Below are 23,535 nucleotides of genomic sequence, written 5' to 3' on the forward strand. Positions count from 1 at the left end.
TTTCGCATGATGATTCAGAATTGAAATAGCAAGCTACTGACGCAGGAGTGCAAGTAACGATGCGGTCGCCGGAATGCCGTTTCGCCTTACCTTCTAAACGCTATGAGCAATTAGCCGGGTTTGCTGGATTGGGATTTAGGGAGAGGAGTATCCTTCTTTTTCCGTATGTCCCAACAGATATAGAAAAGCGAAGGCTGGTACCCGGATGATTGGCGTATTCGTATTGTGTTTCGTTTTTCCATAGTCATCCGCATTTTTAGTAATGACCAATGCCCCTTCGTTTGAGGTTCATTCGCTATTTTCACGATTGCGTCTGTCTCCAGGATCGTTGAGTTGCTTCTGTATTTTGCTTCTATCGCAATTTTTCCGATGGGGAAGGATACGATAAAATCAATTTCTTTTTGCGTCTTCGGATCTCTGTAATAACCAATATCCAGATGCTGATTATAGTAGAAGGTATGGAGGTGCTTATAGATAGCGGTTTCGATGATGATTCCCATTTCGTCCGGATCGGTCAGAACTTCTTCACCCAGCATCAACACGGCATTGCGTATCGCCGAATCGGCCAGATACACCTTTGGCTTGGCCTTTAAAATTTTCTTGCCTTTAATATCCACTGGACGGCTGGAATAAATTAAGTTTGCATGTTCGAGCAATTCAATATAGTTACTGATCGTTTTTCGCGTCACGCCGACTTCTTTTGCAATGGTTTCCTGAACGACAATGTTACTGCTGGTCATGCAAAGGTAAAGAAAAATTTTCTCGAATTCTGGCACATTACGCACGTTGAACAGCGACACAATATCGCGTTTGATGACCTTATCGACCACATCTTCCCGAATGATTTTCTGAGCAAACGGAATATCGTCGGTTATTGCAACTTCCGGGAAACCGCCAATCAACAAATACTGATGGAAATGTTTTTGTAAAGGAATCAGAGAAATCATAAGTTTACTCAGTTCTTTATCACTTAATTGGACTAGTGAAGTTGGTTTTATTCCATTTTCAAGTACCGGCTTTGGCACCCGGATCAACTCGATGTATTCGTAGAATGACAGAGTAGGAACTTTGATTTGAGTCCACCTGCCAGCTCCACTTTCATTGATTTTAGAAGAAATCAAAGGGCTGGCCGATCCGGTCGCCACTATTTTATATTCCGGATGTTGATCGTATAGCGTCTTAAGCCATGTGTCCCAATTGGATGCATATTGAATTTCGTCAAAAAAGATATACAGTTCTTCTTCAGCGGCTGCCACGTTATTAGTGAATACTTCAATAATCTCTCCAATCTCGCTTAGCTTCAGCATGGGATGATCAAATGATACGTATAATACCTGTTTAGGTGATGCCGTTTCTAAAGTCTCATCAATCATTTGATACATGATTGTTGTTTTTCCGACTCTTCGAGGGCCAGAAAGAATGACTTCCCGTCTGATTTGCTGGTGATTGAACCATTTTTGTGCTTCATAGAAAGCTAGTCTCTTTATTGGTTTTAATGATTTTTCCGGAACTTTCCCGGAACTCCACCAGGGATTAAAACCAATAAGGACTTTCAAAATTTGCTCGTTGGAAATAAAGGACACAATAACACCTCCATATTTATAAGTATAAGTTACAATTTAAATGTATAAATGTAAAGTATACTACTCACTTTTTATGGCATGCCGGGTAATTTGTTACTCGCAATAACCGAGGAAAATGGCTTTCTGTGAACCTAAAGATGAATTGTGCCGCATCGCTGTGTTAAAAACTAAATAAATGGCGGAACACTGGCTGACTCGTCAACTGGTTGGCTCAAAAGGACTACTGACAGAATTGATTGCTAAATTGAAATCGAGTATACACAACGGCCGGCGCTGCTGGATGAGTTGTCGAAAGTTTAATTCGGGTGATTGTTCAAGGTGCACTGTTACTATTGTTGCTTGACGATGGAAACGCAAAAAGCCTGTGAGATTCACAGGCTTTTATCTGTTGCTATTTTTCCGCTTCCTGTGCGGCCTTCACACTATTCGGATCAAAAAACTTATCCACTAAATTATAAATCGTGACTAGCTCGTAAAGAATCGTAAATTCTGATGGGAATAGGGCAGGATGCAGGGCATCGTTAGCTGGTACTCGTTTACTGTTTTCCCAAAACAGGTCCGTAATACTTTTTAATTGGTCCTGATGCTTTTCGTGATCGTAGTCAATGGAATGCCGCAAGTCGTCCGCAAGCGCCGTAACGGCATGCATAATAATATCCCGCTCGGCTGTTGTCCACTTGATATCCTCCGGAGGGACACGAAGCAGGGCATTCAAATGATACTCGAAATTGTCCAGAAACAACAATTGCCTTTCCGCCATCTGGAGCTCGGCTTCCCGACTGCGGACCCAAGGGTATAGACTCGCTTCATCCCGCTGGTAATGGATTAATTTCTCCGTCTTCCTGATTTCCGTCGTCAGCTGCTTCACAATTTTCTTATCTTCCTGAAGGTTTGCACCACCATCAAAGAGGATCGTGCGGAAGGTATGTTCCAGCATACTTCCCGCCCGCGCACTAATACTATGGATACTTTTCAGAATATCTTTCCGATAGTCTGGCGGGAAAATGAGCATATTGACAGCGGTCGACACGAGTAGGCCGATCGTCGTCGTTCCTAATCGGATGAAAAAAGAGATTAAGAAATTGTCGTGGATGACTTCTACCATCGCGACGGAGGTCAATGTGGCGACGAGTAAGCCGGCATGCAGGTTAAGTCTATAACAGGCTAGAATCGTGGCAACAGCAGCGAGTGTATAGGTGATAGGGGAATTCCCGAAGAGGGTAATAAAGAAAACGGCGAATGCAGAACCGATCGCAGATGCCGGAAATCGAACAAGTCCCTTTTTAATCGAATCGCTGACAGTGGGCTCAATCGTAACAATGGCCGTGATCACAGCAAAGACAGGCGGCCAGTCAAACCATTCACAAATAACGGCCGTTAAAAATATAGCTAAACCTGTTTTCACAATTCGGCTGCCATTGAAATGAAAGGATCGCATCATACGTTAATCGCCATCTCCTTTCCGTAGCTTTTCTACTATAATCCAGTATATCATCCACAGGGAACAATATTGATGGTCTTGTGGGAAACTCAACAATCTAGCAGCCATCCCATAAACAGAAAGCCAGCTGCAATCGGGAACCAGAGTTTGAGCGCATAGATTCCCAGTTTACAAAATCCGGTCCCATTGATATATTGAGCGTGAACGCGATAGCCCACAAATACGGATAAGGGAAAGAGGTTGGAACAATGGATGTGAAATTTCCGATTGGACAATTACAGGTTCCTGACAACGTGAAAACTGAGGATATCCAGGAATGGCTCGGGAAAATCGAAAGTTACACCACGCGACTGCGGGAAGTGGTCGATGGACTGGATGAGGAGCAACTCGGCAAGAAGTACCGGGAAGGCAGCTGGACCGTGCGTCAGCTGGTGCACCATATTGCGGATTCGCAACTCAATATGTATCAGCGCCTGCGGTTGGCTTTGACGGATGACAATCCGACGGTTCCGGCTTTTGACCAGGAAAAATGGGCGGCACTTCCGGACAATGAGCTGCCGGTGGAAAGTTCGATTCGGCTGCTGGAAGGCTTGAACGAACGGATTGTCGCGCTTGGGCAGCATGTGACGGACGAGCAATTGAAACGGGTCTTCACCCATGAAACGAACGGTGAAATCAGCGTCGCCACCAAACTCGCGAAACTGTGCTGGCATGAAGAGCATCATTTGGAACATATCAAGATTGCCTTGGCGGATTGACTAACGCCTGGATTCGAATGAAATCCGATTTTTTTATCTGTCCAAAACAATAAAAAAATCAGGCTGCCGGACTCCGAAAGAATTTCGGAGCTTTGGCAGCCTGATTTTGAGTGTCTTATATCCCTGGCTCAATCTATACTGATCAGCCGGGAAGAAGCTGATTTTTATTCTTCAATGGGTTTTTGTGAAGCCGTGCGCCGCACGATCGCCGGCCGGGTCAATGAAAACACTGCGCATCCGAGCGCGAGAAGCGTGATAAAACTGCCGACCCACGGAGTTGCAGATACCGAACCGGTCTGTGCCAATGTGGCGCCTCCGATCGCGGAACCGAGCGCAATGCCGATCTGCAATGCAGAGTTGTTGAAGCTCTGCTGGATATCGGATGTTTCCGGGTCCGTTTCGATCAGGTAGCTTTGCTGCGGCGGTGCCAGGCTCCAGCTGAGCGCAGCCCAGACAACCATCACCGGAATGAACACGATGAGTGAAAACGTGGTGAGCGGCAGCAGAAGCAGGACGACGGCGAACGCGCTGATCACGTAAAGGATGCTTTTTTGTGACCCGATCGCATCGGAAAGCGTGCCGCCGAACGCGCCGCCGCTGACCGCGGCAATGCCGAACAGCAAATAACAGACGCTGATCCAGAACGGATTCAGCTGCAGGTTCGTTTCCAGAAATGGCGTAAAGTACGCGTATACTGTGTAATGACCGGCAAGCATGAACATCGTGGCGAGATGCGCGCTGCCGATCTTCGCGCTGGCGATTGCTTTCAGTTGTTGCGACAGCGGCACGGACGTTCCGCCAGGAATCGGCTGGATGAATAACGAAATGAGCACCATCGAGCCGAGCGACAACGCGGCGATGCCCAGGAAGATCACGCGCCAGCCAAAGGTGTCAGCAACGAGAATGCCGAGCGGCACACCAAGGACAAGCGAGGAACTGATGCCCATGAAGATCAGACCGATCGCTTTCGCCCGGTAGGCAGGCGCCACAATTTTCGCGGCGATGGTCAAAGACAGCACGACGATGAGTGCCGTGCTCGCAGCCGTAATGACGCGGGCTGTCATCATCCACGTGAAGTCCGGACTGAAGTACGTCATGAGGTTCCCGGCGAAAAAGACAGCCAAGGAAACCAAATACACTTTTTTCCGTTCGAACCGGCTGGTCGCGACGAGCAGGACCGGCCCCGCAATGGCATAGATAAAGGCGAACAGCGTGATCAGCTGACCAGCTGAACTCAACGAGACGCCGAACTCAGCAGCAATGGTCGGCAGGATGCCGCCAACGATCAATTCCACAAGTCCGACAGCGACCGTGGACAAAGCAAGAATGTAAACTTTAAAATTCATGTGAAGTTCCGCTTCCTTTCGGGTAAATTAAAAAAGGCGTAAGGACTCTATAAAAACACAAAAAAATCCTGATTACAAAAAACGAAGGAGTCGTTTTCTGTAATCAGGATTTTATGGTTCCTGGTAGAGACCCTTAAGCCATATTCTTAAGGTTATACAGATGCTATATGGGGGTGCTGTTTCTAATCACGTAGACCATTATACTGCATCTTGAGGGAGAATGCAACGGTTATCTCTTCGGCTAACCGGTATTCCGGTGCTAAAAACTGCTTAATTTAGCTGGAACAATTGCCTGGGAAAAAAGGGAGTGCCAGTAAACCCAAGGGGTACTGACACCGCCTCTATATTTAATCAGCTATCTGCTAGTAGCCGGCTGAATCAGCCAATTGTTCTAATCTGTTCCGTTTATATAGCGGTGTCAGCGAATAAAGCTCGCTGTGGCAAGTGGCAGAAATCTTCACCAATTCCTGAAACATGGCGTCGGACACCTCATACGTGGAAACGTTATCGGGTGTCGTTTGTAATTTATCACTCGCCTCTTCCCACTCGAGTTTCTCGATTTTTGACCACACGCTTTCTGACTGGGAGGGACGCTCGATTGTTAGACAGGCAAACTGGAGGATAAACGTCTGCCCATTTTCTGTATATGTATCTTTAACGCGTGAAAAATAGTACTGAACGCTCTCTGAATAAAAGGGTTTGAGTTGCTTCATTAATCTCCACCTCTTTCTGCTGGCTGAAGCACTGGGATGAGCTGAGCCGGCACATTTCTTCTTTTATTGAAATCTTCCCGTGTATTTGAACCGTTTCATCCATAGGACAGTGAAAGGTTCCTATTAAAATTAAGAAAAACCCCGGATAGCAGACTATCCGTCTTCCTCATCCGAGGTTTCTTTAATGCTGGAGCAATTAATTCAGTTATCCATTATTCCACTGCATCTACGTCGATGTCTTCAACCGGTCCCACTGTTGTTTCCAGTTCCGAGAAATCAGCGAAGTCAACGATTGCGGTATCATATTCGGCTACCACATAATCATTGAATTCCACTGCAGACCATGCAAGCGGTTCGAGGTATGTCGTGTTGAGATCTTCAAGCGCAACTGCGCCGAGTTCCAGATCTTCTTCAGCAACTAAGATGTCCTCAACCGGCCCTACTGTTGTTTCCAGTTCCGCAAAATCCGCAAAGTCGGCAATCGCAGTGTCATACTCTGTTACTGCATAATCGTTGAATTCCACCACAGACCAGCCGAGTGGGTCAAGATAGGCGGTCTCCAAGTCTTCAAGGACAACAACTCCAGTTTCGACGCCTTCTTCAGCAGCCAGGATGTCTTCAACCGGTCCCACTGTTGTTTCCAATTCTGCGAAATCGGCGAAATCGGCAACGGCCGTATCATACTCTGCTACTGTATAATCGTTGAATTCCACGGCAGTCCAGCCAAGCGGCTCCAAATATTCATCTTCGAATTCAACCGGATCGATAACACCGTAGTCAAATTCCGCAGCAACCGGTTCTTCTTCGACGACTTCCTCTTCAACTACCTCTTCTTCAACCGGTTCCTCTTCAACTACCTCTTCTTCAACGACTTCCTCTTCGACTGGCTCTTCTTCAGCACACGCAGCCAGAACTGTCATGGATAAAATACTAGCTGTTCCCATCTTCAAAAATTTCGATTTTCTCAATTAGATTCGCTCCTTTGTTTTTTAATCCTGCTTCGTTCTGTATTTGTCGTGCTTTACAAGAGTCCTTCTCTTGCTGACTGCAGCATAACAACTTATTATGAATAAACTATGAACGCGATATGACAAGAACAAGAAACTTTCGGATTTATTGCAATACGACCGGTAGCTGCTTACAAAGCGAGGATGCATATCATGGGTTTCCGTATATCTCTTGGCTATGTCACCCCAATTACACCTTCTTCCGGGAGGAATTAGGGAAACGATTGTTTATTTTCATAAACGGGTATTCAATCGGCAAGGAGTGAGTACGAATGGCATTTGATTACGATCTTGATTATGGAAATCTGGACCTTCGGGAAGATGCGGATTACCTCAAGCGCAAGAAAGAACATCAGAAAAAACACGGCTGAACAGCGTCAGTGAAGGATTGGGAGGAGAAAATGAATGGAAAATGTCACAGAAGGATTTATCCCGGTAACGGGTGGGAACGTCTGGTACCGGAAAACCGGCAATGGTCCGGGCATACCGTTAGTGGTGTTGCACGGAGGACCGGGGGCGCAGAGCAGCGACAGCGATCCGCTCCGCCAACTTGGAACGGACCGGCCGATAATCCAATATGATCAGCTCGGCTGCGGAAAATCGGATAAGCCGACGGATACGGAACTTTGGACAGTGGAGCGCTACGTGGAAGAGCTGGAGCAAGTCGTCGAGGCACTGGAATTGGAAGAATTCCATCTGCTGGGTCATTCGTGGGGGACGATGCTGGCCGCTTCGTATTTATTCCGAAAACCAGCCGGTGTCCGCAGTGTCGTTTTCTCAAGCCCGGCTTTAAGCGCCCGGAGATGGGAGCGTGACCAGCGGAATTATTTAAGCGAATTCCCGCAGGAGACCCAGGAGACGATTGAATGCAGCGAGCGGGAAGGGACAACTGATTCTGCGGAGTACAAGCAGGCAGTGAAGGCCTATTATAAACGCCATATGTGCCGTGTGGATCCTTGGCCGAAAGAGCTGGAACAGGACTTGGAAAACATGAACGAGCAAATTTATAATTATATGTGGGGTGCATCCGAATTTACGGTCACCGGCACCTTGAAGAATTTCGATGCGACCGGCCGCTTGCATGAAATTGACATTCCGGCCCTTTTCACTTGTGGCCGCTTTGACGAAGCGACGCCTGAAGCGACTGAAACTTATGCAGATCTGGTGCCGGATGCGGAATTCCATGTGTTTGAAAACAGCTCCCATATGCCGGGTATCGAGGAACCAGAAGCGTATGTCGAGGTGATCCGTGAGTGGGTGAATGGCCAGGAACTGAAGCCGGGAGCGTAATAGCATAATAGCTGAGATTTGAGAGAGAAGAAATTTTCATTCATTAGATTCATTTCGAGTAAAGATCTGAAGGCTTAAACAGATAAAAGGGGTTTGACAAAGGATTAAATCATTAAAAACGGCCGCGAAAGTCGCGGCCGTTTTTCTAGCATCATTTACTCCCCAAAGATTTCCTCGGATACTTCAACGATATATCTTAATTTATCCCATTGCTCCTGTTCAGTCAGGATGTTGCCGTGATGCGTGGAAGCGAATCCGCACTGCGGCGAGATACAGAGCTGGTCGAGTGGTACATATTGAGCCGCTTCAGCGACACGTGCTTTGATGGCTTCTTTGTCTTCAAGCTCGCCGTGTTTGGAAGTGAAGACGCCAAGAACGACTTTCGGTCCGCCTTCCGGAATGTAATCGAGCGGCTTGAAGCTGCCGGAACGGTCATCGTCGTATTCGAGGAAGAAGCCGTCGACTTTTTCTTTGGCGAATAGAGTCGGCGCGATCAGCGCGTAGCTGCCTTCGAATGCCCAGTCGGAGCGGTAATTGCCTCGACAGAGATGAGTTGTCACTGTCAGATCTTCCGGTTTTCCTTCCAGTACGCCATTAGCGACACGGAGTGCCAGGTCGATCAAATAGTCGCGGTTATACTTTCCGTCATTGAACGGGATATCCGGTGAAGACAGGCCGGCGATATAGACATCATCGATTTGGATATAACGGGCACCTGCATTATAGAACGTGGTCAATGCGTCGCGGTAAGCCTGGATGACATCTTGTGCATATTCTTCAAGGTCAGGATAGATGTCTTCGTTGCGGACGCCTTGGTTGAAAAACTGATTCGGACTTGGGATTGTCAGTTTCGGTACGGCGCGGTCGCCGACGATTTCCTTGAATTCGATGAAGTCTTTAACGAATGGATGGTTTTCATTGAATGAAATCTTACCGATGTTGCGGACATCATAGGCTTCAGTTTCGCCTTTTTGGAACTTGTAGCCTTTTTCCGGAATGTAGCCTTCGAATCCATTGATTTCGGCCATGAAATCCGTGTGCCAGAACGTTCGGCGGAACTCACCATCCGTGACGGCTTTCAGTCCGACTTCGATCTGCTTGTCGACGGCGTGCTTGATTTCTTTCGTTTCGATGTCATGCAATTGCTCGGCGGAGATTTTTCCTTCTTTAAAGTCCTTCCGTGCCTGATGGATGCTTTCCGGACGCAGCAAGCTTCCGACGTGATCTGCCTTGAATGGTGCGTTGACTGCCTTTTTGGTTGTTTCGGTTGTTGGGTTTGTCATGTTGAATTCCTGCTTTCTGTTTGTAGGTTTTATGTTAATGATTTCCGTTTTTTAGTTGGCAATACTAAGCTGGCTTTTGACGCGCACTTTCTCAAGCGCCTGTTTCAAATCGTCGATCAAATCTTCGTCATGCTCGAGGCCGACGGAGAAGCGGAACAGTCCATCGGTAATCCCGCGTTTTTCGCGTTCTTCTTTCGGCATGGCGGCATGGGACATCGTCGCCGGATAGGACAGGATGGTTTCGACGGCGCCCAGGCTAACGGCGAACACCGGAATCCGCAGCGCATCCTTGAAAATGCGGGCCGCATTTTTATCCGGCAGCCGGAAGGACAGGACAGCCCCGTCACCGCTTGCCTGTCGCTGGTGGATCGGATTGCCGGGATGGAACGAGAACCCCGGGTAAAACACTTCTTCCACTTCGGGATGGCCGTGCAGGAATTCCGCGATTTTCTGTGCGGATTCACTCGATTGCTTGAGCCGGGCACCGAGTGTTTTGATGCCTTGGATCAGTGAATAGGAATCCTGCGCGCCGAGTACAGAACCGAAGGAGTTCTGGATGAATCCCAGCCGGTCACCGAGTTCCGCATCTTTGGTGACGGCAAGTCCTGCCGTGATATCGCTGTGGCCGGACAGGAATTTTGTTGCGCTGTGAAGGACGAGATCCGCGCCGAGGTCGAGCGGGTTCTGGTACAGCGGTGTCATAAATGTGTTATCGACAAACGTTAAACAGCCGTTCGCCTTAGCCAGTTTGGCGGCCGTTTCGATATCGGTGATGTTCATGACCGGGTTGGAAGGTGTTTCAAGGTAAACCACTTTCGTGTTCGGCTGGATGGCTTTAGCCAGTTTATCAAGATCCGTCATATTGACGAAGGAATGATCGACTCCAAATTTGGTCAGTACTTCCGTGATGAAGCGGTATGTTCCGCCGTAGACATCTTCTGAAACAATCACGTGATCCCCCGCTGACAATAGCATGAACGCTGACGAGATGGCTGCCATGCCGGAAGAGAAGGCGAAGCCCCGCGTCCCGTTCTCAAGCTTGGCAATGGTTTCTTCCAATGCCTGGCGCGTCGGATTGCCGGAGCGGCTGTAGTCAAAGGGACCGAACTCGTCAATGCTGTTCTGATGAAACGTCGATGACTGGTAAATCGGAACATTGACGGCGCCTGTCTGCGGGTCGACACCTGCTGAATGGATGAATTTCGTTTCTAAACGGTCAGTCATAATCGAAGAACCTCCTTTTCCAGTCTCTCAAAAGCCTGCTGCAAATCATTTATCAAATCTTCAGTTTGTTCAATGCCAACAGAGAAGCGGAGCAGCCGGTTGCAGACACCGCGTGCCGTCCGTTCCTCGACCGGGATTTCCGCATGGGTCTGGGTTGCCGGGTACGTGATGAAACTTTCAACACCGCCGAGGCTCTCGGCGAATGTGATCAGCCGGATGCTTTCCAGAAAAGGGCCGACCCATTCTTCCCGTTGCAGCCGGAACGACAACATGCCGCCTTTGCCCGGATATAACACCTCCGCTACAGTGGGGGACTGGCTCAAAAACTGCGCCAGCGTCTTGGCGTTCGCTTCGTGCTGCCGCATGCGCAGCGGCAATGTTTTCAGTCCGCGGATCAACAGCCAGGAATCGAACGGCGACAGCACCGCGCCTGCCGAATTGTGCTGCACGGTGAGCTTCTCGCAGATGGCTTTGCCTTTCGCCACCGCAATCCCGGCAAGTACGTCGTTATGGCCGCCGATATACTTGGTGGCGCTGTGGATGACAATGTCTGCGCCGAGTGAGATCGGCTGCTGAACGAATGGCGTTAAAAACGTATTGTCGACGATGAGCAACAGGTCGTGTTTTTTCGCCAGTTCCGCATGACGTTCAATATCGATTTCCTGCATCAATGGATTCGTCGGCGTCTCGATGAAGATCGCTTTCGTCTGCGGCGTGATTTTCGCTTCCGTGTCCCGGATATCCGTGAACGCCCCGTAGCGGGTATGGATTCCGTACACCTCCGAAAAATGAAGGAGCAATCGGTACGTGCCGCCATATACATCATCCGGCACGAGCAATTCATCGCCGGGGCGGAACAGCGACAGCACCAGCTGAATGGCCGCCATCCCAGAACTGCAGGCGAATCCGGCATCGCCGCCTTCAAGTTCGGCGAGCCCTTCTTCGAGAAGGGAGCGTGTCGGGTTTTTGGTCCGCGTGTAATCGTAACCTGTCGATCGGCCGAGCCCCTGATGTTCATAGGCGGTCGAAAGATAAAGCGGGGGATTGACCGCGCCCGTTTTCGCGTCACTCCGATTGCCCAATTGCACCAACCGGGTTTCCAGACTCTGTTTTGTCATCGCCATCTTCCTTTCCAAAATAAAACAGGACCACTCTCCAAAAGAAGAATGGCCCTGCTCGGGAAACCCAATCTTCTCATCTTCAAGGCTTCCGCCTTTTGGAATTAGCACCTTTGCCGTTAAGCCGGTTGCTGAGACATCAAAGGGCCAAATCCCTCCGTCTCTCTTGATAAGAATTGAATTATGAAGTTGTTTGCTGTTCGATATGTTCACTCTAAAGTAACTTCCGCTTAAACGCAAGAGAAAACTGAAAATTATTTATTATTTTTCTTCAGCACATTAATAATTAAACTATTAAAAATATTAAGAACTATATAGAGAGCCTTACATACGTTTACAAAAACCGAACGGTATCACCATACCAGCTTCATATTCTTGCTCTACACTGGGAACTGGCAACAAAATACATACACGATTTTAGGAGGGCATAAGATGAAGTACAAGTTGAGCAAGAAGGCTGCCGGCGTATCGGTTGCAGCGGCCGTCGCGATTTCTTCTTTCGGTTTTGCATCAAGCAACACGGTGACAGAGGCAAAGGACAAGAAAAGCGAGCCGACGAACGTCATCATGATGGTCAAGGACGGTACGAGCGCAGGTGCGACGACGCTGGCAAGATGGTATAAAGGCGAAGACCTCGCTATGGACGAAATTCTCGTCGGCGGCATGCACACGCATTCAGCTGAATCGGCGATCACGGATTCCGCACCGGCCGGCACGGCGATGGCGACTGGCCATAAAGCCAACGACAAAGTGCTCGGACTTCTTCCGGCAGTTGTGAACACACCTGGCGTCGAACCGGTGGATCCGGAAGATGCCCTCGACCCGGTCGCGAACGTATTGGAAGGCGCAGAACTATTGGGGAAATCAACAGGGATCATCTCGACTTCTGAAATCCAACACGCGACACCGGCCGCATTTTCGGCTCATGCGCCGCTGCGTTACGATTACGATGATATCGCTGAACAGCAAGTGTACCAGGACATTGAAGTGGTTCTTGGCGGCGGTAAGGCATCACTCGCACCGGGAGAGGGCCGAAACGCGCGTAAAGACGGCGAAAACCTGCTTGAAGTGATCGACGAAAACGGCTATGACTTCGTTGAAACGAAAGAGGAGCTCTTGAACTCGACATCCGATAAATTATGGGGCTCATTCGCACCGTCCGCGTTAGCGTATGACTTTGACCGCCAGGCAGCGAAAGACAGCGAGGAACCATCCCTCGCTGACATGACGGCCAAAGGCATCGAGACCTTATCCAAAGACGAAGACGGCTTCTTCATGTTCGTGGAAGGCAGTAAAGTGGACTGGGCCGCGCATGCGAACGACCCGATCGGCATCATCAGTGACGTGCTCGCATTCGACGAAGCTGTCGCGGAAGCGGTGGAATTCGCGAAGGAAGACGGTAACACGATGGTCATCGTCGTCAGTGACCACGGCAACAGCGGAATCACGATGGGAAATGTAAACACGAGCGGCACGTATTCGTCAATCCCGGTGTCAGCCTACATCGATCCGTTGAAAAAAGCGGAGCTGACGGTTGAAGGGGCATTGAGCAAGTTGAAAGAAGACCGCTCCAATATGGAGGAAGTGGCTGCGCTTTACGGCTTGGATAACTTGACTGCCAATGAACTGGAAGCATTGAAAGCGGCGGAAGACCTGGGAGACCTGATGGCCGATATGCTTTCGGAACGTGCGAACCTCGGCTTCACGACCGGCGGCCATACGGGAGAAGATGTCTTCTTGTATGCATATGGACCGTCCAAACCGATGGGACTTGTGGACAACACGGACCTGGCCGGTGAAATGGCGGAGCACCTCGGCTTTGATCTCGTAAAAGTCACGGACGAGCTTTTCGTAAATGCGAAAGAGGCGTTCGAACAAAAAGGCTTCACAACCCGTATTGACGATACGGACGCAGAAAATGTGGTTTTCGTTGCGGAAAAAGACAACATCAAAATCGAGCTGCCGGAGAATAAAGACCTGGCGTACGTGACACACAATAAGAAGTCTTACGAGAAGACACTCGATGGTGTAACGGTATTCAACGGATCGGAATTCTTCGTGTCCCAAATCGCGTTGAATATGTCGAAATAAGAGGAACGGGAAAAAGCTGTCTCTCCGGCGGTAAGCCGGGGAGGCGGCTTTTTTGCGCGTTACTTTTTGTTTGTGATGAAGCGGCCGAGCCGGCGAAGGGAAAGCGATTTGTGTGAAGCGTCTGACCGGTCCGTTCCCGGATTACACGTTCATTATAAATACAAAGCATGATCGGCTCTGTCAAACGAATCCGAAGTTCCGGCTTCATTCTTCTACAACAATCGCGCCTTCATACATTTTGCCATACAGGACGGTTAATTTTTTGGCCATCGTTTCAGGCGTATCCCGGAAGCCTTCCTTGATCCAATGGAGGAAAAAGCCGAGGCTTCCATAAGTCAGGAAATAATTGAGCGTCGGAATGTCGATATCGCTCGTTTCTTCAAGGCGCAGTTCGGTGGCGGATACTTGGACAAGGCTTTCGCAGAACTGATTCTGGGAACCGGGCAGCACTTCGCCGCGGATGATCAGCGAAAAGATGAACTGGTTTTGATAAATATATTCGAATATGGGCAAGTGACGCTCCAAATCTGTGGACGAAAAGCGCTTCCTGTCCTGGAAACTTTTCCGGAAATAGATGATCAGGCCATTCAGATGGTCTTCGACGATGGCTGCCAGCAATGCATTCAAATCCTTGTAATGGGAATAGAACGTCACGCGATTGGTTGTTGCGTGTTTAGCGACTTCTGTAACGGAAATTTCATGGAGTTCTTTTTCTTTCAATAAATCCAGCAGCGCTGTTTTCAAGTTTTTCTGAGTCCGCAGTATGCGGCGGTCTTCAGTGCCCGGCATATTCCAAGCCTCCTAAATGCTGAAAAATGAATGTGTATTTTCATTTATTATGGCATTAGTCGATTTAAACAGACAAATCGAATACATTTCTGTTAATTTACATATGTAGTTTAATTCGAATGGAGCCTAATGGCTTTCGGGAGGAAAAAGAAATGAACCGGTTAGCGGGGAAAGTAGCAATCATTACAGGGGCGGCTCAAGGGATGGGTGCATCCCATGTACGGAAGTTTATCGAAGAAGGCGCGAAAGTGGTACTGACCGATTTGAATGAAGAAAAAGGTCATGCGCTGGCGGAAGAGTTGGGTGCGGATGCATTATTCATTAAACAGGATGTGGCGAACGCTGAAGATTGGGCGGCGGTTATCGCAGAAGCGGAAACAGCATTCGGCCCGGTGGATGTCCTTGTGAATAACGCGGGTATCACCATGGCCAAATCGATTTTGGAGACGACGGAAGAAGAGTATCGCCGGATTGTGAATATCAATCAGGTTTCCGTCTTTCTCGGCATGAAAACGGTTATTCCGTCCATGCAAAAAGCTGGCGGCGGCTCAATTGTCAATATTTCATCGATGAATGGCCTCGTCGCGGGCGCAATCGGTTACACCGATACAAAATTTGCGGTTCGCGGCATGACCAAAGCGGCAGCAATGGAGTGTGCCCATTACGGAATCCGGGTGAATTCCGTGCACCCGGGCGTCATCGCAACGCCAATGGTCATCCAGGAAGACACAAAAGCGGCCGTGGAAGAATTCTCGAAACACATCCCGCTTAAGCGGGTAGCCCAGCCAGAGGAAGTGTCCAATATGGTGCTGTTTTTGGCATCGGATGAAGCCAGCTATTCGACAGGTGCGGAATTTGTGATCGACGGCGGGATGACGGCTCAGTAAATTTCCATATACGCTGTTACTCCCGCTGTCGGGATGAAAAAGCACTGCCCACATTTCAATTATGGGCAGTGCTTTTTGTATAATGATAAAGACAGTTGATTGGCAGCGAATAAAACATAGAGCTAAAGGGAGATCGTCAGTTTGAAGGTTTCGCGTAAAATGGTCGATAAGCAATTGCGGTTCAAAGGAATGCTGTTTGACCGGTTAGTAAGAAAATCAAGCGAAGAAAAGTTCATCGAGTCGATGCGCAATTCCAAAAAGCAAGTGGAGAAGCGGTTCCGGGGAAAAGACGTGGAAGGGCTGGCGTGCAGTGAAGCATGGGTGAGCCGCGGCGACGGTTCCGCCATCCGGGTACGGATTTATAAACCGCTCCATCAGTTGAAAGCGGTGCCCGGTGTATTGTGGATCCATGGCGGCGGCTATGCGCAAGGCACGCCGGAGATAAGTGGGGATATGTACAAACAATTGATCGACACGCGCGATTGTGTAATCATCGCGCCGGATTATCGCCTGTCGATCGATGCCCCTTACCCGGCGGCGATTGAAGATTGCTATGAGGTTCTTGTGTGGATGAAAAACCATGCGGAAGAGTTGGATATCCGGGATGATCAGCTCATAATCGGTGGTGAGAGCGCGGGAGGCGGCTTGACGGCGGCGCTTGCTTTAATTGCCCGGGACACAGGGGAAGTGAATATTGCGTTTCAGATGCCGCTTTATCCGATGATCGACGACCGGAGGGTGACGGAATCCGCCAGAGAGAATAACGCCTACATATGGAATTCGGACACGAACCGCTGGGCCTGGAAATTGTACCTCGGTGAATTATTCGGCGAAAATGTGCCTCCTTACGCAGCAGCCGGCAGGGCGACGGATTACCGGAATTTACCGCCGGCCGTGACGTTTGTCGGCGATATCGAACCATTCCGGGATGAAACGATTCAATACGTGGAGAATTTGAGAAGAGCCGGCGTGCCGGTCGATTTTAAGATCTGCAAAGGCGCTTACCATGGGTTTGACATTATCAATCCGAAAGCGGACATCAGCAAGACGGCAAGAGACTTTTTGATGAAATCGTTCAAGTATGCAACCGAGCATTATTTTGCGCGGCAAGAACGGTAGCGCGGAATTCATACAGGAATTGCTGGACATGAAATCTCCCGGACAAAAGTGTCCGGGAGATTTTTTCTTTTCCAGCTGTTTATGATTTGAATCAAGTCCTGAGCGGTGGCGCCGTGCTACCGGTTGTCACTTTTCACAATCGGGCAGGAAGGATCGCTTGCCCATTCATTCATGGAGCCGTCATACACGGCGACGTTATGCTGTCCGAGTTTATTCAGCAGCAAGGCGTTCCATGTCGCCGCGATGCCGCCGCCGCAATAGGTGATGACTTTTTTATCCGGATCCAGTGCACCGGTTTGTTCAAACGCGGCGCGCAACCGGGCATCCTCATACAATTCTTTTGTTTGTTCATCGGCATGGATGCCGAAAAAGATATTCAGGCTGCCCGGAATGTGGCCGCTGCGCGGGTCATCGGAAAGATGGCCATGGAATTCTTCCGGCGACAGGCTGTTGATGAGAACCGTCTGTTCATCGGCCATCGCTTTCTTGACATCGTCTTTCGTTGCCAGCATTTCAGGCCGCCGCTGTCCTGTGAAAGCGGCTGGAGGGTAGGCGGGTTCATCCGTTGATAATTCCCGGCCTTCCGCCAGCCATTTCTGCAGGCCTCCTTCGAGAATGGCGACCCGGTCGAATCCCTCATACCGCATCTGCCAAGCGAGACGGGAGGCCCAGTAGGAAGCCGCGATTGATTCGCCGACCAGCGCGTTCTGATCGTAAATCACGGTGTACGTGTCATCGCCGATTCCGAGTCTTGTCAATTTTTCAATGAATGCTTCACGGGAAGGTACCGTGAATGGCAAATCGGCGTCTGTATCGGATAATTCTCCGGCCAGATCCGCATATACGGCTCCCGGGATATGACCTTCTTCATAAGAAGATCTGCCGGACTTTATATCCGGAGGTCCGCCGCCTTCCGGAAATTTCATGAATACCGTCGCATCCACGATTCTCAGCTTGGGCTCATCCAATCGGGCGGCCAGCCATTCGGTTGTGACGATCAATGGCATATCATTCATCTTGCTCTCCTCCTTCACTTCATTGCTATAACTTTACGCTTCCGGGAAGAAACCCGTCAAAAATTACGCAAGGAAAAGCGGCAAATGCCTGGAACAAACAGTCCGGTTTGGATTGTCATCCACCTGACAATTACAGCTGCTTTTTCAACGCCGGTAATCAGCGGGGTTGAATAACCATATTCGGTTCCATCAATGACTCCGCTTACAATTAATTATAGTAAACCGAGGGAGGAATAACATATGACAAATGAAGTTTATGTAATTACAGGGGGATCGGGCGGCATGGGAAAAGCGACCGCTGAACTGGCAGGAAAAAAAGGGACACTTTTACTGGCAGACATTTCCCAAGAGCGCTTGATCTGGACAAGAGAAGAGCTGGCGGGAAAAGGAATCACTGATGTCCATCTCCAGACGGTCGACATTACATCGAAAGAAGAGGTTGCGGCGCTCGCGCGAAAAGCTGCGGAACTCGGTACGTTAAAAGGGTTAGTGCAAACAGCCGGTTTATCGCCGACGATGGCAGAACCGAAACGCATCACGGAAGTGAACCTGGTCGGCACCAGACTTATACTGGAAGCCTTCCTGCCGCTTGCGACGAAAGGAACCTCGGCAGTGATGATTGCCTCTATGAGTGCCTATATGGCGCCGCGCGTCGGCCCGTTCATCGACGTACTGAAGTAGCCACTGGCTAAAAACGTCGCTGAAACGATGGAACAATTCACCCAGGGCAATCCGGGAGCCGCCTATAGTTTATCGAAACTGGGGGTTTTGTTGAATGTTGAAGACCAGGCGTGGGCTTGGGGGGAAAAAGGCGCCCGTCTCAACTCGCTTTCGCCGGGAACGATCAATAAGCGGCACAGCAAAAGCAAATGGCAGTGATGCTGGATCACACGCCCCTCCGTCGGGAAGGCGAACCTTCGGAAATTGCTTCGGCGTTGGGATTCCTGCTGAGTGATGCCGCTTCGTATATTACGGGCATCGATTTACGTGTAGATGGCGGTACAGTCGCAAACTTGCCGAGAATGAAAAATGCCTTGTCCTAAAGAATCGAATCGAATTCTATCAGGCATTTACACACGGAGGGGGAGCGGTTTCTGCTGCTCCTCCTTTCTCGTTTTCCTGTTTGATATTTTCCGGAGTGAATGAAAAGGTCGGTTTTTAACCGGGTTTTATTTCTTTATCTTACAACAAAACCCCTCTGCAAAAATCCTGCAGAGGGGTTAAGAGGTTCTCTATGCTGATTTTGCTGTTTCGCTAAATTCGCTGGACTCTCTTGGAGTGGCGCGGATTAATCGACTGCGCCATCGTCATCTTCATCAATCAGGCCGTCGTCTTCATCGACTTCATCTTCTGCTGTTTGGGCTACTTCATCGTCATCGGCCACTTCATCTTCAAATGCGCCGTCTTCCCCAGGTCCGTAGACAATTCCGTCACCTGGCATCAGTCCGTATTCATCGACACCCGGGTTGTATTCATACAAATCATCCGTCGTCACACCATAATCTTCCCCGATTTGGGAAAGTGTATCCCCCGGCTGTACGAAATGGATGTCATCGTCGTTATTTACCGTGAGCTCCGCACCGACTGGCAGGCCATACTCGTCATACTGCGCGTTGTCCTCCATCAACTGATCGACACCGACTCCGTATTCCTCTGCAATTCCCCAAAAGGTATCGCCTGCTTCCACCGTCACGACTTCTGCTGCAGATGCTGATAAGCCACCTCCGAGGATAAGACCCGTGGCAAGAGCTGCTGTTGTAAATTTCTTACGTGTGCTCATCTTTTCCACTCCTCTTTTGTTTTGTCGTGCTGTTACTTAGTATTTCCGAATATGACAATAACAAAACAGAATTTTCAATTACATTTCAAGTTCATTCAAAAGTCATGGGAGAAAGAGCTGACAATCTCTATTAAAACGATTTGGAAGGTGATGAACAAGCAACGAAGGCAAGGCGGGACCAGGCTGGACTTCAATTATCCGTCCGCCATAAAATTCACAAGTTCGAAAGAGAAATTTCCGGATAGATGATATGATGAAGTGTAGACTTTTTAGAAATGATTCATTGATAGATCGATCAGTTTTAAGAACAGGTGATTACATGGTACTGGCAAAAACAGCTGCATATAAAGCTTCCTTACGAATGACAAAGACCGCTTCAGAGAAGATGAGAGGGTTCGGCATCAGCGAACGCTCCTTTTTTATGGCGGACCGGCCATTTCAGGTATTCATCGAACGCTATCCGGCAAGTGCGGATGGCTCTCTTTCGGCCGCATTCATTATTGGCGGACCCGAGATGGCCCGCATGTCGGAACGTGAGCCGGAAGGGGCGATGGTCCTTCACTGCGTGGTCGCGAACCACCGGCTGCTGGTGACGAATGTGACGATGCGGAAAGCCAACCAAGCACTCGGGACGAATTGGCAGCGCGAGGAGTCGATCGCTTTCGACAGTTCCCGCGACCCGGTTTCAGTGGCGCTCCTCAATTTGATCAACCGGATGACGCCGGCGAAGGAAAGTTCGGAGTACGTGAAAAAACGGATTTCCAGCTGGGAAGGCTATTTGAAGATCCAGGAGCGCGGCATGGATATTCCGGATATGAAGACGCCATACGCGAAACTGGCGTTCAGCCATGATTTCAGTCGCATCACATTGACTGGCTGCCAGTTGAAAGACAAGGAATGGAAAACGCTGAAAGGGTTAAGTGTGCGGCTTGCCGGAATTGACGGGGATGTCGGCACGGTCATCAAAGCGGCGAACCGGACGGTCGAAATCGAATTGCAGCCATACGTCATCAAACAGCTGCGGGAAAAAGGGCATGTGCTTTCAAAGCGGGAAGTGGTGTTCAGCAATTTTGCGGCATTAAGCCAGATCAGAAGGCTGCGGCAAGGGTTCACGAACCTGGAAAAAGGCCTTGCCGTGAATCCGAATCTCGACCGGCTATTATTCGAAGAACAGCCGCCGGTTGCCCCGCTCAAGGAGATCCAGCCGCTGACATTCCATAACCGGCTGAACGAATTCCAGCAGCGGGCGGTGACGGGGGCGGTGGCGGCTGAAGATTTATACGTCATCCAAGGACCGCCGGGGACGGGGAAGACGACCGTCATTTCGGAGATCTGCCTGCAAAATGCGAAAAAAGGGCTGAAGACGCTTGTCGCGTCGCAATCGAATCTGGCGGTTGATAACGCGCTCGGCCGTCTGCTGGCCAATAAAGACATCCGCATTCTCCGGGTCGGCCGGACGGAGAGCATCGAAGAAGACGGCAAGAAGTTCATCGAAGAAAACGTCGGCCAGTATTGGAAAGACCATACGCTTAAAGAAATATCGGCGCAGTACGAGGCGCGCGAAAAACGCGGAATCGAGCTGGAACAGGAATTGGCGGCAATTGAGCAACGCTATCAGGAGCTGCAGCCGGTATTTGAGCGCTTAGCGAAAGCCGTCGAAGAAAAAAAGACAGCGCAAAACACGCACCGGAATATTCAAGCAGTATTAAAAGAAGAACAGAACGAAGTCATCTCCCTTGAGTCAGCGAAAGAACAGGCATTGCAGGAACAGCGGGAATTGACGCAGAAACGGCAGACGCTTCTGGAATTGATCCGCAAGCAGGAAATTTTGCTTGAAAGCAAAAGCCTTGCGTGGTTTGAGAACGAGGACAAGCGGATTTCGGATAAGATCCGGCAGCTCGAACGCGCATTGTTGGCCCGCAAGCTTGAAGACCAACTGGCCGCCGGTAAACAGGAACTCGCAGAGATTGAAGATAAACGGGGACAAGTGTCCGTCCGTCTAGAGCACCAGAACGCGCTAATCGATGAAATCGATAACACCAAGAAAGTCGATAGCCTGATGCGGCTGATGGCCGATCATAACATCAAGGAAACACCGGCAATCGATTACGAGATGAACAAACTGGAAATGATCCGCGAAGAGATGAGCGAGCGACAGAAGCTCGCGCAGCACAATGAAAGCATCACTGCAGCCATTTCGTATGTGGAGAAACTGCTCGCGCCTGCCGGTGTCGCCCTTGATCAGTTGAAAGCACAGGCGGTGAATACAGGAGAAACGTTCCCTTCAAAGGAGATTGAACAATTTCTTGAAAAGCTGCGAACGTTTCTGAAAACGAACAAGCAACTCGAGCCAGCCGTTTTGGGTAAAGCATTGGCTGGCTTATACAAAAGACAGCACCATTTATGGCAAAGAGGCGCAAAGCTGAAATCACCTGAAGTATATATAGAAGATTCGAAGCGCGCATTCGGGCAGTTGAAAAAGATGCTGAACGCGGAAACGCTGAAGCAGCAACAGCAGGATCTCATGTTGGACCAGAAATGGCAAACGGCGCTGGACAAGAAGCGCTCGGAACTGACGGCGCTTGAAGAACAGCTTAACCAATTGTCCGTGGACATCGAAATCCCGGCTGATATTGAAGCAGCCATCGATGAACAGAAAACCGCCCGCACGGAACTTCAAAAAGAGAAATTTTCTCATGAACAGACAGCGGAACGACTGGAAGAACTTCAAAAGGATAACAAGCAACAAGTCACTGCTTTAGAGCGCAACGAAGCAACAAGGACTGAAGTCCAAGCGGAACTGGCTCGATTGCAGGAACGAATGGCGGATAAAGAACAAGAACTGGACGGCTTAAAAGAAATCCTTTCTGCTGACCCTGAAGCTGAATACGAAGAAACGGCGAAACAAATCGCCAGTCTCTCTTTCCGGAACGAATCCCTGAGGCAGGAACAGAAAAATCTGCTGTTGCTTCAGTCAATCCAGAAAAAATGGCTGGGTTTATTGAATGAAGCAAATGACCATGACTTGGACGAAATCCGCAAATTATACATCAAGCACGCCAACGTGATTGGGACAACCTGCGTCGCGTCCGCCCGCAAGGATTTCATCGACAATTACCCGGTGTTCGATGTGGTGATCATCGATGAAGTGTCCAAAGCGACGCCGCCGGAACTGCTGCTGCCGATGCTGAAAGGCAAGAAAATCATTCTCGTTGGGGATCACCATCAATTGCCGCCGCTTCTTGGGAATGACACATTGGAAGAGACGCTTGAGGAAATGATCAAAGACAACAGCGGCTTCGAAGAAAAGCGGGAACTGGAGAAGCTGCTGGAAGAGTCGCTGTTTGAGCGCCTGTACAAAAACTTGCCGGAAGCGAACAAGACGATGCTCGCGATCCAATACCGGATGCATGCGGACATCATGGAAACGATTTCGCCGTTCTACAAAGGGGAGAACAAGCAATTACAATGCGGGCTTGAAGATTCCGACCGGGAGCGCGATCACTTGCTGGAATCCCGTTCCGTGAAGCGTAGCAACCATCTCATGTGGCTTGATTTGCCGAATGAACCGGCGTATTTTGAAGAGCGGATGAGCGGTGGGAAGAGCCTCTATAACTCCGCGGAACTCAATGAAATCAGTGCATTATTAATTGAAATGAATGAAGCCGTAGCTGAAGCGAAACAGGCCGGAAGAATGGAGGCGGATGAATTGAAAAGCGTCGGCGTCATTTCGTTTTACGGCGAACAAGTGAAACGGCTGCAGCGGATGATCGACCAGGAATTGCGCTTGCCGCATTTGACGATCCGGACCGGAACCGTCGACCGGTTCCAGGGGAGCGAAATGGAAATTATTCTGCTCAGCATGGTGCGCAATAATCATAATCAGCACGGCGACATCGGCTTTGCAAAAGACTACCGCCGGCTGAACGTCGCCTTGTCGCGCGCCAAGCAATTGTTGGTGCTCGTCGGCAGCTCGGACATGTTTACACAGCGCGCGAAGAAAGAGGAAACAAAGAACATGTACCGGCATGTATTGGATGTCGTGAAACGGAAAAATGGCTTGAAGCAATTGCGGGGTAGCAAGGGGTGA

General features: G+C 49.5%; 20 protein-coding genes and 2 riboswitches. Of the genes, 9 read left to right on the top strand and 11 right to left on the bottom strand.

Features of this window, described 5'->3' with window-relative positions:
- Positions 1–110: 110 nt before the first annotated feature.
- The gene (locus tag B0X71_RS03510; RefSeq protein WP_232336775.1) at positions 111–1,583 is read right to left on the bottom strand and encodes an ATP-binding protein; all 1,473 of its coding nucleotides are present in this window, start codon (positions 1,581–1,583) and stop codon (positions 111–113) included.
- 391 nt (positions 1,584–1,974) lie between these two features.
- A complete protein-coding gene (locus tag B0X71_RS03515) occupies positions 1,975–3,021 on the bottom strand; it encodes an aromatic acid exporter family protein (protein WP_077590882.1) in 1,047 nt (348 codons plus the stop codon).
- 251 nt (positions 3,022–3,272) lie between these two features.
- On the opposite strand from B0X71_RS03515, the gene B0X71_RS03520 reads away from it, so the two are divergent.
- Complete coding sequence (locus B0X71_RS03520) at positions 3,273–3,782, top strand: YfiT family bacillithiol transferase (RefSeq protein WP_077588147.1); 510 nt, start codon at positions 3,273–3,275, stop codon at positions 3,780–3,782.
- 164 nt (positions 3,783–3,946) lie between these two features.
- Here B0X71_RS03520 and B0X71_RS03525 read toward each other — a convergent pair whose 3' ends face one another.
- From B0X71_RS03525 to B0X71_RS03535, 3 genes are all read right to left on the bottom strand, one after another.
- Positions 3,947–5,128, bottom strand: a complete 1,182-nt coding sequence (locus B0X71_RS03525; RefSeq protein WP_077588148.1) for an MFS transporter — start codon at positions 5,126–5,128, stop codon at positions 3,947–3,949.
- Between the two features lie 80 nt (positions 5,129–5,208).
- A riboswitch (purine riboswitch) is annotated at positions 5,209–5,308 on the bottom strand.
- Between the two features lie 182 nt (positions 5,309–5,490).
- Complete coding sequence (locus B0X71_RS03530; protein ID WP_077588149.1) at positions 5,491–5,841, bottom strand: hypothetical protein; 351 nt, start codon at positions 5,839–5,841, stop codon at positions 5,491–5,493.
- A gap of 212 nt (positions 5,842–6,053) precedes the next feature.
- A complete protein-coding gene (locus B0X71_RS03535; RefSeq protein ID WP_077588150.1) occupies positions 6,054–6,809 on the bottom strand; it encodes a hypothetical protein in 756 nt (251 codons plus the stop codon).
- A 444-nt stretch (positions 6,810–7,253) separates the two neighbouring features.
- On the opposite strand from B0X71_RS03535, the gene B0X71_RS03540 reads away from it, so the two are divergent.
- On the top strand, positions 7,254–8,138 hold the full coding sequence (locus B0X71_RS03540) for a proline iminopeptidase-family hydrolase (RefSeq protein WP_077588151.1): 885 nt from the start codon (positions 7,254–7,256) through the stop codon (positions 8,136–8,138).
- Between the two features lie 155 nt (positions 8,139–8,293).
- Here B0X71_RS03540 and B0X71_RS03545 read toward each other — a convergent pair whose 3' ends face one another.
- From B0X71_RS03545 to B0X71_RS03555, 3 genes are read right to left on the bottom strand one after another with little or no spacing between them, the layout of a single operon-like run.
- Positions 8,294–9,421 (bottom strand): 5-methyltetrahydropteroyltriglutamate--homocysteine S-methyltransferase, encoded by a 1,128-nt coding sequence (locus B0X71_RS03545; RefSeq protein ID WP_077588152.1) that lies wholly within the window; start codon positions 9,419–9,421, stop codon positions 8,294–8,296.
- 51 nt (positions 9,422–9,472) lie between these two features.
- Complete coding sequence (metC, locus tag B0X71_RS03550; RefSeq protein WP_077588153.1) at positions 9,473–10,645, bottom strand: cystathionine beta-lyase; 1,173 nt, start codon at positions 10,643–10,645, stop codon at positions 9,473–9,475.
- The gene (locus B0X71_RS03555) at positions 10,642–11,763 is read right to left on the bottom strand and encodes a methionine biosynthesis PLP-dependent protein (protein WP_077588154.1); all 1,122 of its coding nucleotides are present in this window, start codon (positions 11,761–11,763) and stop codon (positions 10,642–10,644) included. Before B0X71_RS03555 ends, metC begins: the two co-directional genes overlap by 4 nt.
- Before the next feature lie 73 nt (positions 11,764–11,836).
- Positions 11,837–11,939, bottom strand: a riboswitch (SAM riboswitch).
- 256 nt (positions 11,940–12,195) lie between these two features.
- Between B0X71_RS03555 and B0X71_RS03560 the strand changes: the two genes are divergently transcribed.
- Positions 12,196–13,854 carry an alkaline phosphatase gene (locus tag B0X71_RS03560; protein WP_077588155.1) on the top strand — a complete coding sequence of 553 codons (1,659 nt, stop codon included), beginning with the start codon at positions 12,196–12,198 and terminating at the stop codon, positions 13,852–13,854.
- A gap of 204 nt (positions 13,855–14,058) precedes the next feature.
- Here the strand turns inward: B0X71_RS03560 and B0X71_RS03565 are convergent, their stop codons facing one another.
- Positions 14,059–14,643, bottom strand: coding sequence for a TetR/AcrR family transcriptional regulator (locus B0X71_RS03565; RefSeq protein ID WP_077588156.1), 585 nt, complete (start codon positions 14,641–14,643; stop codon positions 14,059–14,061).
- A gap of 152 nt (positions 14,644–14,795) precedes the next feature.
- Here B0X71_RS03565 and B0X71_RS03570 point away from each other — a divergent pair, with 152 nt between their 5' ends.
- Both B0X71_RS03570 and B0X71_RS03575 read left to right on the top strand, forming a co-directional pair.
- Positions 14,796–15,530 (top strand): glucose 1-dehydrogenase, encoded by a 735-nt coding sequence (locus B0X71_RS03570; protein ID WP_077588157.1) that lies wholly within the window; start codon positions 14,796–14,798, stop codon positions 15,528–15,530.
- A 141-nt stretch (positions 15,531–15,671) separates the two neighbouring features.
- The gene (locus tag B0X71_RS03575; protein WP_232336776.1) at positions 15,672–16,649 is read left to right on the top strand and encodes an alpha/beta hydrolase; all 978 of its coding nucleotides are present in this window, start codon (positions 15,672–15,674) and stop codon (positions 16,647–16,649) included.
- 116 nt (positions 16,650–16,765) lie between these two features.
- Here the strand turns inward: B0X71_RS03575 and B0X71_RS03580 are convergent, their stop codons facing one another.
- Positions 16,766–17,665, bottom strand: coding sequence for a sulfurtransferase (locus B0X71_RS03580; protein ID WP_077588158.1), 900 nt, complete (start codon positions 17,663–17,665; stop codon positions 16,766–16,768).
- Between the two features lie 240 nt (positions 17,666–17,905).
- Between B0X71_RS03580 and B0X71_RS03585 the strand changes: the two genes are divergently transcribed.
- Genes B0X71_RS03585 through B0X71_RS03590 form a run of 3 tightly spaced genes read left to right on the top strand, consistent with a single transcriptional unit; the run spans position 17,906 to position 18,708 of the window.
- On the top strand, positions 17,906–18,346 hold the full coding sequence (locus B0X71_RS03585; protein WP_077588159.1) for an SDR family NAD(P)-dependent oxidoreductase: 441 nt from the start codon (positions 17,906–17,908) through the stop codon (positions 18,344–18,346).
- Positions 18,347–18,373: 27 nt separating this feature from the next.
- Positions 18,374–18,544: a hypothetical protein gene (locus B0X71_RS20815; protein ID WP_156889789.1), complete on the top strand. Its 171-nt coding sequence runs from the start codon at positions 18,374–18,376 to the stop codon at positions 18,542–18,544.
- Positions 18,535–18,708 (top strand): SDR family oxidoreductase, encoded by a 174-nt coding sequence (locus B0X71_RS03590; RefSeq protein WP_077588160.1) that lies wholly within the window; start codon positions 18,535–18,537, stop codon positions 18,706–18,708. Before B0X71_RS20815 ends, B0X71_RS03590 begins: the two co-directional genes overlap by 10 nt.
- 245 nt (positions 18,709–18,953) lie before the next feature.
- Here B0X71_RS03590 and B0X71_RS03595 read toward each other — a convergent pair whose 3' ends face one another.
- Positions 18,954–19,445 carry a LysM peptidoglycan-binding domain-containing protein gene (locus B0X71_RS03595; RefSeq protein WP_077588161.1) on the bottom strand — a complete coding sequence of 164 codons (492 nt, stop codon included), beginning with the start codon at positions 19,443–19,445 and terminating at the stop codon, positions 18,954–18,956.
- Between the two features lie 319 nt (positions 19,446–19,764).
- On the opposite strand from B0X71_RS03595, the gene B0X71_RS03600 reads away from it, so the two are divergent.
- Positions 19,765–23,535, top strand: a complete 3,771-nt coding sequence (locus B0X71_RS03600) for an AAA domain-containing protein (protein WP_077588162.1) — start codon at positions 19,765–19,767, stop codon at positions 23,533–23,535.

The sequence above is a fragment of the Planococcus lenghuensis genome (genome assembly GCF_001999905.1).
GTDB classification, from domain to species: Bacteria; Bacillota; Bacilli; order Bacillales_A; family Planococcaceae; genus Indiicoccus; species Indiicoccus lenghuensis.

Coding starts and splice junctions, on each gene's coding strand:
- B0X71_RS03560 (WP_077588155.1), top strand. CDS start 12,196: ATGAAGTACAAGTTGAGCAAGAAGGCTGCCGGCGTATCGGTTGCAGCG.
- B0X71_RS03600 (WP_077588162.1), top strand. CDS start 19,765: ATGGTACTGGCAAAAACAGCTGCATATAAAGCTTCCTTACGAATGACA.
- B0X71_RS03540 (WP_077588151.1), top strand. CDS start 7,254: ATGGAAAATGTCACAGAAGGATTTATCCCGGTAACGGGTGGGAACGTC.
- B0X71_RS03595 (WP_077588161.1), bottom strand. CDS start 19,445: ATGAGCACACGTAAGAAATTTACAACAGCAGCTCTTGCCACGGGTCTT.
- B0X71_RS03525 (WP_077588148.1), bottom strand. CDS start 5,128: ATGAATTTTAAAGTTTACATTCTTGCTTTGTCCACGGTCGCTGTCGGA.
- B0X71_RS03530 (WP_077588149.1), bottom strand. CDS start 5,841: ATGAAGCAACTCAAACCCTTTTATTCAGAGAGCGTTCAGTACTATTTT.
- B0X71_RS03515 (WP_077590882.1), bottom strand. CDS start 3,021: ATGCGATCCTTTCATTTCAATGGCAGCCGAATTGTGAAAACAGGTTTA.
- B0X71_RS03590 (WP_077588160.1), top strand. CDS start 18,535: ATGGCAGTGATGCTGGATCACACGCCCCTCCGTCGGGAAGGCGAACCT.
- B0X71_RS03585 (WP_077588159.1), top strand. CDS start 17,906: ATGACAAATGAAGTTTATGTAATTACAGGGGGATCGGGCGGCATGGGA.
- B0X71_RS03520 (WP_077588147.1), top strand. CDS start 3,273: ATGGATGTGAAATTTCCGATTGGACAATTACAGGTTCCTGACAACGTG.
- B0X71_RS03545 (WP_077588152.1), bottom strand. CDS start 9,421: ATGACAAACCCAACAACCGAAACAACCAAAAAGGCAGTCAACGCACCA.
- B0X71_RS03580 (WP_077588158.1), bottom strand. CDS start 17,665: ATGAATGATATGCCATTGATCGTCACAACCGAATGGCTGGCCGCCCGA.
- B0X71_RS03565 (WP_077588156.1), bottom strand. CDS start 14,643: ATGCCGGGCACTGAAGACCGCCGCATACTGCGGACTCAGAAAAACTTG.
- B0X71_RS03570 (WP_077588157.1), top strand. CDS start 14,796: ATGAACCGGTTAGCGGGGAAAGTAGCAATCATTACAGGGGCGGCTCAA.
- B0X71_RS03555 (WP_077588154.1), bottom strand. CDS start 11,763: ATGACAAAACAGAGTCTGGAAACCCGGTTGGTGCAATTGGGCAATCGG.
- B0X71_RS20815 (WP_156889789.1), top strand. CDS start 18,374: ATGGAACAATTCACCCAGGGCAATCCGGGAGCCGCCTATAGTTTATCG.
- metC (WP_077588153.1), bottom strand. CDS start 10,645: ATGACTGACCGTTTAGAAACGAAATTCATCCATTCAGCAGGTGTCGAC.